This window comes from Agrococcus sp. AC640b, assembly GCF_979255995.1.
Window position 1 is genome coordinate 163,735 of sequence record NZ_CEEDMM010000044.1, and the last position, 14,824, is coordinate 178,558.

The 14,824-nt window shown below is 72.4% G+C and carries 12 protein-coding genes and 1 pseudogene; 6 read left to right on the forward strand and 7 right to left on the reverse strand.

Annotated features, from left to right (window positions below; all coding sequences use genetic code 11):
* Positions 1–13: 13 nt before the first annotated feature.
* Complete coding sequence (locus ACZ6H8_RS15925) at positions 14–1,045, forward strand: methionine ABC transporter ATP-binding protein (RefSeq protein ID WP_464147922.1); 1,032 nt, start codon at positions 14–16, stop codon at positions 1,043–1,045.
* Positions 1,042–1,716, forward strand: a complete 675-nt coding sequence (locus ACZ6H8_RS15930) for a methionine ABC transporter permease (RefSeq protein ID WP_464147923.1) — start codon at positions 1,042–1,044, stop codon at positions 1,714–1,716. The genes ACZ6H8_RS15925 and ACZ6H8_RS15930 overlap by 4 nt, the downstream gene beginning before the upstream one ends.
* Before the next feature lie 160 nt (positions 1,717–1,876).
* Here ACZ6H8_RS15930 and ACZ6H8_RS15935 read toward each other — a convergent pair whose 3' ends face one another.
* The 6 genes from ACZ6H8_RS15935 to ACZ6H8_RS15960 all read right to left on the reverse strand — a co-directional run bounded on the left by ACZ6H8_RS15935 (position 1,877) and on the right by ACZ6H8_RS15960 (position 9,347).
* Positions 1,877–4,216 (reverse strand): PhoX family protein, encoded by a 2,340-nt coding sequence (locus tag ACZ6H8_RS15935; RefSeq protein WP_464147924.1) that lies wholly within the window; start codon positions 4,214–4,216, stop codon positions 1,877–1,879.
* A gap of 155 nt (positions 4,217–4,371) precedes the next feature.
* Positions 4,372–4,863, reverse strand: a complete 492-nt coding sequence (locus ACZ6H8_RS15940) for a tetratricopeptide repeat protein (RefSeq protein ID WP_464147926.1) — start codon at positions 4,861–4,863, stop codon at positions 4,372–4,374.
* Positions 4,860–6,926: a prolyl oligopeptidase family serine peptidase gene (locus tag ACZ6H8_RS15945; RefSeq protein WP_464147927.1), complete on the reverse strand. Its 2,067-nt coding sequence runs from the start codon at positions 6,924–6,926 to the stop codon at positions 4,860–4,862. The genes ACZ6H8_RS15940 and ACZ6H8_RS15945 overlap by 4 nt, the downstream gene beginning before the upstream one ends.
* Before the next feature lie 87 nt (positions 6,927–7,013).
* Positions 7,014–8,417, reverse strand: coding sequence for a class II fumarate hydratase (locus ACZ6H8_RS15950; RefSeq protein WP_464147929.1), 1,404 nt, complete (start codon positions 8,415–8,417; stop codon positions 7,014–7,016).
* Positions 8,418–8,484: 67 nt separating this feature from the next.
* Positions 8,485–9,114, reverse strand: a complete 630-nt coding sequence (locus tag ACZ6H8_RS15955) for a DUF4245 domain-containing protein (RefSeq protein WP_464147930.1) — start codon at positions 9,112–9,114, stop codon at positions 8,485–8,487.
* Entirely contained in the window at positions 9,111–9,347 is a 237-nt protein-coding gene (locus ACZ6H8_RS15960; RefSeq protein ID WP_464147931.1) for an exodeoxyribonuclease VII small subunit, read from the reverse strand. The genes ACZ6H8_RS15955 and ACZ6H8_RS15960 overlap by 4 nt, the downstream gene beginning before the upstream one ends.
* Before the next feature lie 113 nt (positions 9,348–9,460).
* Here ACZ6H8_RS15960 and argE point away from each other — a divergent pair, with 113 nt between their 5' ends.
* Both argE and ACZ6H8_RS15970 read left to right on the forward strand, forming a co-directional pair.
* Complete coding sequence (gene argE, locus ACZ6H8_RS15965) at positions 9,461–10,633, forward strand: acetylornithine deacetylase (protein ID WP_464147932.1); 1,173 nt, start codon at positions 9,461–9,463, stop codon at positions 10,631–10,633.
* Positions 10,634–10,665: 32 nt separating this feature from the next.
* A complete protein-coding gene (locus tag ACZ6H8_RS15970) occupies positions 10,666–11,955 on the forward strand; it encodes an MFS transporter (RefSeq protein WP_464147934.1) in 1,290 nt (429 codons plus the stop codon).
* A gap of 100 nt (positions 11,956–12,055) precedes the next feature.
* Here ACZ6H8_RS15970 and xseA read toward each other — a convergent pair.
* A pseudogene (xseA, locus tag ACZ6H8_RS15975) lies at positions 12,056–13,319 on the reverse strand (exodeoxyribonuclease VII large subunit); the annotation flags it as partial.
* A gap of 53 nt (positions 13,320–13,372) precedes the next feature.
* Here xseA and ACZ6H8_RS15980 point away from each other — a divergent pair.
* Complete coding sequence (locus ACZ6H8_RS15980; protein ID WP_464147979.1) at positions 13,373–14,371, forward strand: 4-hydroxy-3-methylbut-2-enyl diphosphate reductase; 999 nt, start codon at positions 13,373–13,375, stop codon at positions 14,369–14,371.
* 117 nt (positions 14,372–14,488) lie between these two features.
* Positions 14,489–14,824 carry a hypothetical protein gene (locus ACZ6H8_RS15985; protein WP_464147935.1) on the forward strand — a complete coding sequence of 112 codons (336 nt, stop codon included), beginning with the start codon at positions 14,489–14,491 and terminating at the stop codon, positions 14,822–14,824.

Below are 14,824 nucleotides of genomic sequence, written 5' to 3' on the forward strand. Positions count from 1 at the left end.
CGAGAGGAGCAGCATGCCGCACATCGCCATCCGCGACGTGACGAAGACCTATCCGGGCCGACGGCGGTCTGACGCGGCCGTGACGGCCGTCGATGCCGTGAGCCTCGACGTGGAGCGCGGCGACGTGTTCGGCGTCATCGGCTACTCGGGTGCAGGCAAGTCGACGCTTGTCCGGCTCGTGAACGGCCTCGAGCCGGTGACGAGCGGTTCGATCGAGATCGACGGCGTCGACGTCACGACCCTCGCCCCCGCAGCGTTGCGCCAGGTGCGGCAGGGGATCGGCATGATCTTCCAGCGCTTCAACCTGCTGCGGTCGCGCACGATCCGCGCGAACGTCGCCTACCCGCTCGAGGTCGTCGGCATGCCGCGCGCCCAGCGCCGCGCGCGCGTCGACGAGCTGCTGCGCTTCGTGGGCCTCGAGGACAAGGCGGATGCCTACCCCGAGCAGCTCTCGGGAGGGCAGCAGCAGCGCGTCGGCATCGCCCGCGCGCTCGCGGCCGAGCCGTCGATCCTGCTCGCCGACGAGGCGACGAGCGCGCTCGACCCTGAGACGACCGACGAGGTGCTCGACCTGCTCGCACGCGTCAATCGCGAGCTCGGCGTCACGATCGTCGTGATCACGCACGAGATGGACGTCATCGCTCGCATCGCGACGAAGGTCGCGGTCATGGAGCGGGGTCGGGTCGTGGAGTCGGGCGCGACCTACGACGTGTTCACCAGGCCCACGACCGACACGGCGCGGCGCTTCGTGCGCACGGTGGTGCGCGCGCTGCCCGACGGCGACGCGCTCGCCGAGCTGCGTGCACGCACGCCAGGCAGGCTCTTCACGATCGCCTTCACCGACGAGGGTGCGAGCGAGGCGCGCGTCTTCGGCGCCCTCGCGCGTGCCGGCGTCGACTTCCACCTCGTGCACGGCGGCGTCGACGACATCCAGGGCCGCGTCTACGGCCTGCTGACCATCGCCGTCGACGGCGACGACGCTGCGATCCGCGACGCGCTCGCCGGCATCGGTGCAGGCGTGACCGTGACGGAGGTGACGGCATGATCGCCGATCTCGCGCAGCAGATCGCCGGGCTGCTGCCGGCGCTCCTCGAGCAGACGGGCACGACGCTGCTGCTCGTCGCGGCGTCCCTCGCGATCGGGGGCATCGCCGGTCTCGTCGTCGGCACCGCCGTGTACGTCACGCGGCGCGGCGGCGTGCTGCAGCAACCGGTCGTCTACTGGGTGCTCAACATCGTCGTGAACACCTTCCGACCGGTGCCGTTCATCATCCTGCTCGCGGCGTTGCAGCCGATCGCTCGCGCGACGATCGGCACGGGACTCGGCAACGCCATGGCGGTCTTCGCCATCTCGATCGCTGCGACGTTCGGCATCGCGCGCATCGTCGAGCAGAACCTCGTCTCCGTCGACCCCGGCGTGATCGAGGCTGCACGCGCGATGGGGGCAGGGCCGTGGCGCATCATCGGCACCGTGATCCTGCCTGAGGCGCTCGGGCCGCTCGTGCTCGGCTACACGTTCGCGATCGTCGCGATCATCGACATGTCGGCAGTCGCGGGCATCGTCGGTGGCGAGGGGGTCGGCAACTACGCGATCGCGTACGGCTTCCGGCAGTTCGACCCCGTGGTGACGTGGAGCGCGCTCGTGATCATCGTCATCGTCGTGCAGATCGTGCAGGCGCTCGGCAACCTGCTCGCACGCCGCATCCTGCGGCACTGAGCCGGTGCGCGCGACGCGCGGCGGCCGGGAGAGCCTCCGATGCGGCGCAGCGCCGCGCCCGTTGCGTTTCGCAGGCGATCCGGGGTGCTCGAGGGGTATCTTCCCTCGGACCCTCCTGATCGCCTGCGAAACGCACATCCGCGCTCGTCGCGCGAGGCGGCTACGCCTCCTGGTCGTCTGCGCCGCGCCCTCGCAGCCGCGCGACGAGGCCGGCGCCGATCGCGACGGCCGCGGATGCGCCCGCCACGAGCGGTGCGAGCAGCCCGCCGCCCGTCTGCGGCAGCGATCCGCCGCCCGAGCCCGAGCCTCCACCGCCGGACGGCGACGGCGCGGCCGAGCCGGTCGGGCTCGCGCCGTCGGTCGGCGAGGGCACGGCCGTCGGAGGCGCGCTCGGCGACGGTGAGCCGCTCGGCGGCGTCGACGGGCCCGGATCCGACGGCGGCGTGCTCGGCTCGACCGGCACGGGCAGCACCTGCACGACCGTGGGACGCGGACCGTGGAAGGCGCCGTCGGCGCCCGTGGCACCCGCGGGCGCGTAGTCGGGCCACAGCGACGACGGCGTCTCGAACGCGCCGTCCTCGCCGGGATGCTGCACCGCGACGAACACGTGCCACTCGTCGTCGTGGATGACGGGGCCGCACGTCTCCGACTCCACGGGCACCGAGAGGAACTGCTCGACGAGCCCACGCTGCTCGCCCTCGAGGCGCACGCGGAAGAGGCCGTCGTTGTAGCCGATGCCGTCTGGGGCGCCGTCGGTCGAGACCCACAGGTTGCCCTCGGAGTCGAACGCGAGGTTGTCGGGGCAGGAGATGGGCGAGACCTGGTCGACGGGGAAGCCAGCGAAGTACGTCTGGTCGCCCTGCGCCGGGTCGCCGCACAGCATGAGGATGCTCCAGCGGAACGTGGTGCCCGTGTGGTCGCCGCCGTCCTCCGCGATCTCGATGACGTGGCCGTCACGATTCTGGGTGCGCGGGTTCGGCTCGTCGGCGACCGGGTTCGAGCCCACGCCGCGGTTCGAGTTGTTCGTGCACGCGACGTAGACGAGCCCCGTGATCGGGTTGGGCTCGACGTCCTCGCACCGGTCCATCTTCGTCGCGCCCACGGCATCCGCCGCGAGGCGCGTGTGCACGAGCACCTCGTCGACCGCCATGCCGGCGACCTGCGAGACGCCGCCGACCACGAGCGGCAGCCACCGCCCGACCCCGTCGAACGCGCCATCGCTCGGCACGGTGCCCGAGCCGTCGATCTCGACCGTCGAGTTGCCCTCGAACTGCGCCACGTACAGGTCGCCCGTCTCGAGCAGCGTCATGTTGGCGGCGCGAGCGCCCTCGACGTACGTGCCCGCCGAGACGAACTTGTACAGGTAGTCGAAGCGCTCGTCGTCGCCCATGTACGCCGCGACGCGGCCGTTCGCGGCGACGTGCACGTTCGCACCCTCGTGCTTCATGCGGCCCATGGCCGTGTGCTTACGGGGCGTCGACGTGGGGTCGAACGGGTCGACCTCGACGATCCAGCCGAAGCGGTTCGCCTCGTGCTCGTAGCCGGGGTTGCGGGTGTCGAAGCGCGGGTCGTCGAGCTCCCAACCACGGGCGGTGGGCGCATCGGTCAGCCCGTAGCGGCGATCGCCCGCGCTCGTCGCGGCGGAGCGGAAGTAGCCGTTGAAGTTCTCCTCGCCCGAGAGGATCGTGCCCCACGGCGTCGTGCCGCCAGCGCAGTTGCCGAGCGTGCCCAGCGCGACGGTGCCCGTGGGGTCGGCGACGGTCTGCAGCAGCGGCGAGCCTGCTGCGGGGCCCGTGATGGCGTACGGGGTGTCGTCGAGGAATCGGCGGTTGCGGGTGGCGCCGACGACGGGCTGCCACGCCTCGGCGTCGTTCGCACGCGTGAGCTCGACGACGCTGAGGCCATGCGCGGCACGGCTCACGCCGCGCACGCGCGCCTGCTCGCCCTCGAGCTGCGCGGCGGGGAACATGATGCCCTCGTTCGTGTACTCGTGGTTCACGAACAGCAGCGCCGTCGTCGCGTCGATGCGCAGGATGTCGGTGTAGTCGCAGTTGTAGCCGAACTGCAGGCGCTGCTTCGCCTCGGTCTGGTCGAGCGCGTCGAACGCCGGCGAGGCGGCGAACAGCGCATCGCCCCAGCGCAGGATGGGCTGGTAGGTGAAGCCCTGCGGCACGGTGAGCTCGTCGACGGTGGCGGCGACGGGCGCGATGGGCGTGAACCCGAACGCGGCGCCGGGCACGGGTGCGGCGGCGTGCGCGGGCACCGCGTTCGCGATCTGCTGCGTCGTCAGCAGCGCGACGGTGCCTGCGATGCCGGCGCCGAAGAGCGTGCGGCGCGACAGCTCGACGTCGATGATGTCGCGCAGGTACGCGTTCCTCGACGTGTTGCAGACGTCGCCGAGGCACGCGTTGGCGCACTTCAGCTGGCACGTGACGGCGCTGCGCTTGCCGCGCACGTGCGCGGCCATCGGCAGCAGACGACGGCGTTCGACATCGACCATGGGAGCCCCCTCCTCGAGTGCGCCGAGCCGAGCGGCTCGTCGCACCCGCACCACGCAACTCGCAGCAGGTGGACGGCAGGTGACGTGTCGGCAGCCGCACGGTGGATGCCGGTCGACGCGCCCGCGAACGTGCGGGCGGGCGGCGCGGCGGCCCGCTACCTCCCGTGGCGCGGCGGCTCCGGCAGCTCGGCGGCGTACGCCCGCACCGACCTGCGATACGACGGCAGCGACGGCTCGAGCGCCTCCACGAGCACCCGCACGGCCTCGCCGCTGCGGCCCGCGTCGTGCAGCGCGAGGGCCAGGAAGATGGCGCGGGCGTCGCCGACGGCATCGTGCTCGGGCGCGTGGGCGAGCACCTGGATGGCCTCGTCGATCCTGCCGAGGTTGCGCAGCGTCGAGCCGTGCTGGATCGCGAGGCGCGCAGCGCGCTCGTCGTCGAGGCCCAGCTCGAGCGCGCGGCGATAGTGGGCTGCCGCGACCTCCTCCATGCCGAGCGAGTCGAAGACGCCACCGAGCTCGAACGGCCCGCGCGCATCGTCGGCGGGCAGCTCGGCCACGAGCACGCGCATCTGCCGGATCATCTCCTGCGGGCGCTCGTCGTCGAGCGCCGCCCAGAAGGCGTCGATGCGCTCCTGCCAGTCGCTCACGGCGCCACGCGCTCGTCGACGACGAGCCCCGCGTGGTGCGCTGCGAACGCGAGCTGGTCGGCGAACTCGAGCGCGGCGGCATCCTTCGGCTTGCCCATGCCGTGCCCGGCGCGCGTGTCGACGGCGAGCACGATCGGCGCATCCGAGCCGTTCGCCGCCTGCGCCCGCTGCAGCTCGGCGGCGAACTTGAACGAGTGCGCGGGCACGACGCGGTCGTCGTGGTCGCCGGTCGTGACGAGCGTGGGCGGATAGGCGACGTCGTCGCGGATCGCGTGCAGCGGCGAGTAGGCGTGCAGGGCCGCGAAGTCCTCGGGCTCGTCGGGGTCGCCGTAGTCGCTCGTCCACGCCCAGCCGATCGTGAAGCGATGGAAGCGCAGCATGTCGAGCACGCCGACGCCCGGCAGCACCGCCGCCCACAGGTCGGGGCGCTGCGTCAGCGCAGCGCCGGCCAGCAGCCCGCCGTTGGAGCGGCCGTGCAGCGCGAGCCGGTCGCGCGTCGTCACGCCCGACGCGACGAGGTGCTCGGCGACGGCGAACAGGTCGTCGAACACCTGCTGCTTCGTGGCCTTCGTGCCCTGCTTGTGCCAGTCGGAGCCGAACTCGCCACCGCCGCGCAGGTTCGGCACCACGAGCACGCCCCCTGCATCGACCCACGCGGCGAGCACGGCGCGGAAGCCGGGGTTCATCGGGATGTTGAAGCCGCCGTAGGCCCAGATGAGCGTCGGGCGCGGCTGGGAGCCGTCGTCGCCCTCGGGGCGCACGAGGAACGCGGGCACCTCGGCGCCGTCGGTGCTCGTCGTGCGGATGCGGCTCGTCGTCGCAGCGGGGGCTGCGGGCCCGGGCGTCGGGAGCGTGCGGTGCGTGACGAGGCTCGCGCCGTGCGTCTCGACCACGTGGCGCGTGCCACGGTCGACGAACGACGACGTCGTGACGAAGACGGTCGACGACGTCGCACGCGCCGACAGCCCCGTGAGGCTCACGCCGTCGCCGATCGGCACGGCGTCGCCGAGATCGCCGGCGTCGGTGGCGAGCTGCAGGCGGTGCGATGCGTCGTGCGAGTACTCGAGCACGAGGCCGTGCTCGGTGAGCGATGCGCCCAGGAGCACGTCGGCGTCGTGCTCGGGCACGATCTCGCGCTCGAGCCCCGTCTCGAGGTCGAACGCCGCCAGCCGGTACCGCGGTGCCCCCTCGTCGGTGACGACGAAGAGCGTGTCGTCGCGGATGCCGACGGCACCCCACTCGTGCTCGTGCCCCTCGACGAGGTGTCGCAGGGTCTCCTCGTCGTGCCGTCGCACCGCGAGGTCGTTGCCGCTCGAGGATCCCGTGTCGGTCGACAGCACGAACCATCGATCGTCGCGCGGCCAGTGGCGTGCGAACGTGCGCGGCTCCTCGGGCCTCGTCCACACGAGGGCGTCCGCCTCGGCGGGCTCCCCGACGACGTGCGCCATGAGCCTGCCCGCGCCCATCTCGTCGGTGAGGCCGTTGCCGGCGGGTGCGTCGTAGCGCCAGTAGGTGAACGACCGGTCGCCTGGCAGCCAGACGGGCGAGTTCCACTTCGTCCACGGGATCTCGTCGGCGAGGTCGGCGCCCGTCACGACGTCGCGGATGCGCAGGGTGCGCCAGTCGGAGCCGCCGTCGGCGACGCCGTAGACGAGCAGGTGGCCGTCGGGGCTGACGGAGGCGGTCGTGACCGAGACGGTGCCGTCGTCCGACAGCGCGTTCGCGTCGAGCAGCACTCGGCCGTCCTCGAGCTCGTCGACCGAGTCGGCGACGACGAGCACGTCCTGGTTCTGCCCGTCGTTCCGCCACGCGAACACCCGTCCGCCGCGCTCGAAGGGGCAGCCGCGCGTCGGCGCCGTCAGCAGCGACGTGACGCGCCGGCGGAACGCCTCGCGTGCGGGCAGCGCGGCGAGGATCGGCCCCGCGAACGCGTTCTGCGCCGCGACGAACGCGGCGGTCTCGGCGGAGTCGCCATCCTCGAGCCAGCGATACGGGTCGGCGACCCGGACCCCGTGCAGCTCGTCGACCGTCGCATCTCGCCTGACCTCGGGGTACGCACGCATGCCTCCACCCTTCCAGAACTGCAGTGAGGTTTTCGGCCGGTTCTGTCATCAGAACCGGCCGAAAACCTCACATCCTCGGGGGTGGGGCTACTTCGCGACGCCCGGGTGCGTCATCGAGAGCAGGTCGAGCGCCTGGTCGAGATCCTGCTCCGTCAGCTCGCCTCGCTCGACGTAGCCGAGGTCGACGACGGCCTCGCGCACCGTGATGCCGGCCTTGACCGAGTGCTTCGCGATCTTCGCGGCCGCCTCGTAGCCGATGAGGCGGTTGAGGGGCGTCACGATCGACGGGCTCATGCCCGCGAGCGCCGCCGCTCGCTCGACGTTCGCCTCGAGGCCGTCGATCGTCTTGTCGGCGAGCACGCGCGACGCGTTCGAGAGCAGACGGATCGACTCGAGCAGCGCAGTGCCCATGACGGGGATCTGCACGTTGAGCTCGAACGAGCCCGACGCACCCGACCATGCGACCGTCGCGTCGTTGCCGACGACGCGCGAGCACACCATGAGCACGGCCTCGGGCACGACGGGGTTCACCTTGCCCGGCATGATCGACGAGCCAGGCTGCAGGTCGGGGATCGCGAGCTCGCCGATGCCCGTGTTGGGGCCCGAGCCCATCCAGCGCAGGTCGTTGCAGATCTTCGTGAGCGACACCGCGATCGTGCGCAGCGCGCCCGACGCCTCGACGAGACCATCGCGGTTCGCCTGCGCCTCGAAGTGGTCGCGCGCCTCAGTGATCGGCAGGCCCGACGATGCCGCGAGCTCGGCGATGACCTGCTCGGGGAAGCCGACGGGGGTGTTGATGCCGGTGCCGACGGCCGTGCCGCCCTGCGGCACCTCTGCGACGCGGGGGAGCGCTGCCTGGATGCGCTCGATGCCGTAGCGCACCTGCGCGGCGTAGCCGCCGAACTCCTGGCCGAGCGTGACGGGCGTCGCATCCATCAGGTGCGTGCGGCCCGGCTTCACGGCGTCCTTCCACAGCGTCGCCTTCGCCTCGAGGGCGGCGGCGAGGTGCTCGAGCGCGGGGATCGCCTGCTCGATCAGCGCACCCGTGACGGCGACGTGCACCGACGTGGGGAAGACGTCGTTCGACGACTGCGACGCGTTGACGTGGTCGTTGGGGTGCACGGGCTCGCCGCGGTGCCTCGTGGCGAGCGTCGCGAGCACCTCGTTCATGTTCATGTTCGACGACGTGCCCGAGCCGGTCTGGTAGGTGTCGACGGGGAACTGGTCGTGGTGGTCGCCGGCGATGATCTCGTCTGCGGCGGCCACGATCGCATCGGCGACGTCGGCCTCGAGGATGCCGAGGCTCCTGTTCGCCAGCGCCGCTGCGCGCTTGATGCGCGCGAGGGCGACGATCTGCGCGGGCTCGAGGCCGGAGCCCGAGATGGGGAAGTTCTCGACGGCGCGCTGCGTCTGCGCTGCGTACAGCGCGTCGACGGGCACGCGCACCTCGCCCATCGTGTCGTGCTCGATCCGGTACTCGGTCATGCTCATCGGCCTCTCTGCTCGGTGCTGGGTCATGCTCGCTGGGAGCTGGTGGTTCGGTGCGTCGGGCGCGCGGTCACTCGAGCTCGGCCGTGACGGCCTCGACGAGCGCCAGCATCTCGGCGTCGTCCGCCGTGCCGGCGACGACGATCGTCGAGTCGTCGGTCTGGGTCCATGCGACGTACTCGAGGTTGCCGGCGTCGTCGCGGTCGCGCTGGTCGGCGACGGTCCACTCGACGTCGCCCACGGTCACGGCGCCCGTCTCGGGCGCCTCGCGCGTCGTCGCCGCGAGCCACGTGCCGTCGGCGCCGACGCCCTGCGTGACCGACGCGAACTCGCCGTCGGCCGTGACCCATCCGACGTACCACTGCGCGATGCCTGCCGGGCCGTCGCGCAGCTCGGCCGCGTTCGGCTCCCAGCCCTCAGGCACCTCGGGCGCGACGACGGGCACGCCGAGCACCGCAGCGGCCTCGGCGGCAGGCGTCGCGACGTCGATGGGCTCGGGCGCAGGCGGATCGGGGCGCATGACGAACACGACGATGATCACGACGAGCGCGACGGATGCGAGCAGCGACAGGCCGAGGTTGACGGCGGTCTGGTTCGCGTAGTGCCGCGCGCGCGACGCCGCCTTGCGCTCGATCGTCTCCTCTGGCGTCTCCGGCCGCCCGAGCTCGGCGACGATGCGCTGCTGCTGCCGCCTGCTCACGAGGCGTCCGTCTCCGTGCCTCTGGCGGCGTCGAGGCGGGCGCGAGCGCCCTGCAGCCACTGCTCGCAGCGCTCGGCGAGCGCGTTGCCCCGCTCCCACAGCGCGAGCGACTGCTCGAGCGTGGAGTCGCCGGACTCGAGGGCCTGCACGACTCGCACGAGCTCGTCGCGTGCGGCCTCGTAGCCGAGGTCGTCGGCGGGCGTCTGCCCGAGGGGCGCAGCGGTGTCGCTCACGGCTCCCGATCCTACCGTCGCCCCACCGACGCCGTCGCCGGGTGCGCGCGCCGACAGCCTGCCGCGGTGCCAGGATGGACGGATCCCGCGAACCGCCACCGAGAGGATCCGCCGTGCCAGCTGCACCCGCCGACGCCACGATGGAGGAGATCCGCACCCTCGTCGCGTTCGACACGACGAGCCGCGACTCGAACCTCGAGCTCATCGCCCACGTCGAGGCCCGTCTCGAGTCGCTCGGCATCGCATCGACGCGCATCCCGAACGCCGAGGGCACGAAGGCCAACCTGCTCGCCACGATCACCGCCGCCGACGGCTCGACCGAGGGCGGCATCGTACTGTCGGCCCACACCGACGTCGTCCCCGTCGACGGGCAGTCGTGGTCGAGCGAGCCCTTCGCCCCCGAGGTGCGCGACGGACGCCTCTACGCGCGCGGCAGCGCCGACATGAAGTCGTTCCTCGGCGTCGTGCTCGTCAAGGCCGCCGACATGGTCGCGCAGCCGCTCGCCGAGCCCATCCACCTCGCGCTGTCGTACGACGAGGAGGTCGGATGCGTCGGCGCCGTCGACCTCGTCGCCGAGCTCGCAGGCCGCGGCGCGCTGCCGCGCGGCTGCGTCGTGGGCGAGCCCACGAGCATGCGCATCGTGCGCGGCCACAAGTCGATGAACGTGTTCCGCGTCGACGTGCGCGGCGTCGCCGCCCACTCGTCGCTCACGCCGCAGGGCGAGAACGCCATCGTCGCCGCCGCCGAGCTCGTGCGGTTCGTGCAGGGCGTCGCCGACGAGATGCGCGAGCAGGGCCCGTTCGACGACGGCTACGTCGTGCCCTACACGTCGGTGAGCGTCAACCGCATCGACGGCGGCATCGCCGTGAACACCATCCCCGCCGAGTGCTCGATCCACTTCGAGTTCCGCGCGCTCACGACCGTCGACCACGAGGCGCTCGTGGAACGGTTCCGCGCCGAGTGCGCACGCATCGAGGCCGACATGCGCTCGCGGTTCCCCGAGGCGTCCGTCGAGCTCGTGACGACCGCTGCGGCCCCCGGGGTCGACACGCCCGCCGACGCCGCGATCGTCGACCTCGCGGCGCAGTGGGGCGCGGTCGCGAGCGACGACAAGGTCACCTACGGCACCGAGGCCGGCCTCTTCGCGAACGCGGGCATCCCGACGATCGTGTGCGGCCCCGGCGACATCGCGCAGGCGCACGCGCCGGACGAGTTCATCGAGCTCGACCAGATCGCCGCGTGCGAGGCGTTCGTCGACTCGCTCGTCGCCGCCCTGCGCGCCTGACGCGCCCCAGCATCCCCATCCCAGGAGCAGCCATGACCACGACCATGCCCCAGCCCCCCGCCCGGGAGGTGTCGCCCGAGCGACTCGCCGCGGCCCGCAAGGCCGTCGTCTCGTCGTCGATCGGTGCCGCCCTCGAGTGGTTCGACATCATCGTCTACGCGTCGTTCGCCGTCGTCATCACGCGCGTCTTCTTCCCCGACGCCGGCGAGTACGGCCTGCTGTACACGTTCGCGACGTTCGCGACGACGTACCTCATCCGTCCGCTGGGCGGCTGGCTGCTGGGCTCCTACGCCGACCGCAAGGGCCGCAAGCACGCGCTGACCCTCACCCTCCTGCTCATGATGGTCGGCACGCTGCTGATGGCCGTCGCACCGACGTACGCCGCCGTGGGGGTGTGGGGCGGGGCGGTCATCCTGCTGTCGCGGCTCATCCAGGGCTTCTCGGCGGGCGGCGAGTTCGGCACGGCGACGACGTTCCTCATCGAGACCGCGCCGCATCGCAAGATGTTCTACGCGTCGTGGCAGATCGCGGCGCAGGGCGCGTCGATGCTGCTCGCGTCGGCGTTCGGCTTCGCGCTGAACACGTACCTCACGGATGCGCAGCTCGACGCGTGGGGCTGGCGCGTGCCGTTCTTCGTCGGCCTGCTCATCGGCCCCGTCGGCCTGTACATCCGCGCTCGCCTCGCCGAGCCCGACGAGCTCGGCGCCGCCGACCGCACGAAGTCGCCGATGGGTACGCTGCTCACGCAGCACCTCGGACGGATGCTGGCGGGCTCCGCCGTCATCGGCGTCGCGACGATCTCGGTCTACATGATCCTGTACATGCCGACCTTCGCCGTCGCGAACCTCGACGTGCCGCCAGCGGCCGCGTACCTCGGCGGCGTCGTCGCCGGAGCCATCGCGCTGCTCGGCTCGCCGCTCGTGGGACGCCTCGCCGACCGCGTCGGCCCGGCTCGCGTCATGACGTGGGCGGCGATCGCGGCGCTCGTGCTCGCGTGGCCCATCTTCCAGGTGATCGTCACGCTGCGCAGCGTGCCCGCGCTCATCATCTCCATCGCGATGCTCGGCCTCATCATGGCGTTCTACTTCGCGCCGCTGCCCGGCCTGCTGTCGTCGATGTTCCCCGCCGAGATCCGCGGCACGGGCCTGTCGATCACCTACAACGTGGGGGTGACGCTGCTGGGCGGCATCGCGCCGCTCGTGCTGACGTGGCTCATCCAGACCACGGGGTCGCTCAACGCGCCGAGCTTCTACTACATGGCGATCGCCGCGCTGTCGCTCGTCGGGCTCTTCTTCGTGCGGCGCACCTTCGGCCAGCGCTGACCCGAGCCGCGCAGCCCGGAGGAGACGCGTTTCGCAGGCGATCAGGGTGGTCGAAGGGGTATCTTCCCTCCAACCCCCACGATCGCCTGCGAAACGCAATCGCACGGGGTGCGGGTGCGGGTGCGGGCGCGGTGCGGTGCGGGTGCGAGTCAGTCGGCCCGGCGCGCCTCGCGCACCTCGGCGGTGATCGCGCCCGAGGCGAGGGTGACGAGCACGTCGTCGCCCGCCGCGGCGTCGGCCGCGTCGCGCAGCACCGCGCCCGACGCCGTCTGCACGACGGCGTAGCCGCGGTCGAGCGTCGCCTGCGGGCTCAGGGCGCGCAGCCGGTCGGCGAGGCGGTGGATGCCGTGCTCGGCGCGCTCGACGGCGCGACCGGCGAGGTCGTCGGCGCGCACGGCGAGCTGCCGCACCTCCGAGGTGTGCGCGTCGAGCATCGACTCGGGCCGCGCGAGCGACGGCCGCGACCGCAGCGCGACGAGCCGTTCGACCTCGTGCGCCACGCGCTGCGTCACGCGCGTGCGCATGCGCGAGCGGGCCTGCGCCACGCGGTCGAGCTCCTCGGCGACGTCGGGCACGACGCGCTTGGCGGCGTCGGTGGGCGTCGAGGCGCGCAGGTCGGCGACGAGGTCGAGCAGCGGGCGGTCGGCCTCGTGGCCGATCGCAGAGACGATGGGCGTCGAGGCGGCGGCGGCGGCGCGCAGCACGCGCTCGTCGCTGAAGGCGAGCAGCGACTGGAAGTCGCCGCCGCCGCGTGCGACGACGATGACGTCGACGTCGGGGTGCGCGTCGAGGGTCTCGATCGCATGCACGACCTCGCGAGGCGCGGCGTCGCCCTGCACGGCGGCGTGCACGACCTCGAACCGCACGCCGGGCCATCGCAGCATCGCGTTGCGCAGCACGTCCTGCTCGGCGTCGGAGTCCCTGCCGGTGACGAGCCCCACGCAGTGGGGGAGGAACGGCAGGCGGCGCTTGCGAGCGGGATCGAACAGGCCCTCGGCGGCGAGGCGCTGCCGCAGCTCCTCGAGTCGCGCGAGCAGCTCGCCGATGCCGACGTGCCGCAGCTGCCGCACCTGCATCGACAGCGTGCCGCCCTTCGCCCAGTACTCGGGCTGCACGAGGGCGACGACGCGGTCGCCCTGCGAGAACGGCTCGCGCAGCGACGACGTGAACGCCTTCGCGTCGATCGTGAAGTCGCCCTCGACGTCCTTGATCTTGCCGAACACCATGCCGCGCCGCACGTTCCACTGGGTCAGCTCGCCCTCGACCCACACGGCGCCCAGGCGTGCGACGTACGACTGCAGCTCGCCCGCGAGGCGCGCGACGGTCCACGGCTCCTCCGGCGTGCCGGTGACACGCTCGCCCATGCGGCCTCCGAACGTAGGATCGACACGTGACGATCTCGAATGGCCGGGTCCCCCTGGCCGCGCCACGCGCGCCGATCGTCCGGAACAGGCTAGTCGACCCCGGCGACACCGGTGCGAGGCGCGTGCTGCTCGCGAGTCCGCGCGGCTACTGCGCAGGCGTCGACCGTGCGGTGATCACCGTGGAGCAGGCGCTCGCCAAGCACGGGGCGCCCGTGTACGTGCGCAAGCAGATCGTGCACAACGGGCACGTCGTCGCCGAGCTCGAGCGTCGCGGCGCCGTGTTCGTCGACGAGGTGGACGCCGTGCCGCCGGGCGCGCTCGTCGTGTTCAGCGCGCACGGCGTGAGCCCCGCGGTCGTCGCCGAGGCGGCCGAGCGCGGGCTGCAGGCCATCGACGCGACGTGCCCCCTCGTGACGAAGGTGCATCGCGAGGCGCAGCGGTTCGCGCGCGACGACGCCCACATGCTGCTCATCGGACACGCGGGCCACGAGGAGGTCGAGGGCACGATGGGGGAGGCGCCTGGGCGCATGACGCTCGTGCAGTCTCCTGAGGACGCCGACGCGATCGACGAGCCCCCGGCTGGCAGGCTCGTGTGGCTGAGCCAGACGACGCTGTCGGTCGACGAGACGATGGAGACCGTGCGCAGGCTGCGCGTGCGCTTCCCGCGTCTCGAGGATCCGCCCAGCGACGACATCTGCTACGCGACCCAGAACCGGCAGGTGGCGATGAAGAAGGTCGCGCCCGAGTGCGACCTCGTGATCGTCGTCGGCAGCGCGAACTCGTCGAACACGGTGCGGCTCGTCGACGTCGCCCTCGAGGCGGGCGCGAGCGCCGCGTACCGCGTCGACGCGTCGCGCGAGATCCGGCAGGAGTGGCTCGCCGGGGTCGCGACGATCGGCGTCTCGAGCGGCGCGAGCGTGCCCGAGGTGCTCGTCGACGAGGTGCTCGCCGAGCTCGCCGACGCCGGGTACGGACGCGTCGACGAGGTGCGCACTGCCGAGGAGGACCTCGTGTTCTCGCTGCCGAAGGAGCTGCGGCCCTCGCGACGCTGACGGCCGCGGACCCTACCCCTCGCAGCGCGCGGGCGCACGCCGCTGCGTCAGCCAGCCGGTCGGGTGCAGGCTGGAGGGAGACCGCCGGATGGCGGCGTCAGAGACCCGGGAGTGACCATGAGCGACGAGACCGTGCAGGACCCAGGAGCCGAGGGCGCCGACGGCTGGAGCGAGCAGGTCGCCGAGGACGTCGACTACGACGAGACGCTCGGCGAGGTCGTGGAGGACCCCGCGCCCGCGGGCGTCGACGACACCGACTCGATCACGGTGCAGGACGTGCCGGACGGCTACGAGGATCGCGACGAGGAGGTCGCCGACGACGACCCCGCCGACGTGCCGGACGAGCACGGCGGCGCGCAGCACGCGATCGACACCGACGGCAACGGCATCGACGACACCGTGCTGCCGGAGGGCACCGACTCGATCGTCGACGAGAACGCCGACTGGGCGTAG

Excerpts from the sequence above, each read along its gene's own strand:
- ACZ6H8_RS15950 (WP_464147929.1), bottom strand. The coding sequence starts at position 8,417 with ATGAGCATGACCGAGTACCGGATCGAGCACGACACGATGGGCGAGGTG.
- ACZ6H8_RS15970 (WP_464147934.1), top strand. The coding sequence starts at position 10,666 with ATGACCACGACCATGCCCCAGCCCCCCGCCCGGGAGGTGTCGCCCGAG.
- ACZ6H8_RS15930 (WP_464147923.1), top strand. The coding sequence starts at position 1,042 with ATGATCGCCGATCTCGCGCAGCAGATCGCCGGGCTGCTGCCGGCGCTC.
- ACZ6H8_RS15945 (WP_464147927.1), bottom strand. The coding sequence starts at position 6,926 with ATGCGTGCGTACCCCGAGGTCAGGCGAGATGCGACGGTCGACGAGCTG.
- ACZ6H8_RS15935 (WP_464147924.1), bottom strand. The coding sequence starts at position 4,216 with ATGGTCGATGTCGAACGCCGTCGTCTGCTGCCGATGGCCGCGCACGTG.
- ACZ6H8_RS15925 (WP_464147922.1), top strand. The coding sequence starts at position 14 with ATGCCGCACATCGCCATCCGCGACGTGACGAAGACCTATCCGGGCCGA.
- ACZ6H8_RS15985 (WP_464147935.1), top strand. The coding sequence starts at position 14,489 with ATGAGCGACGAGACCGTGCAGGACCCAGGAGCCGAGGGCGCCGACGGC.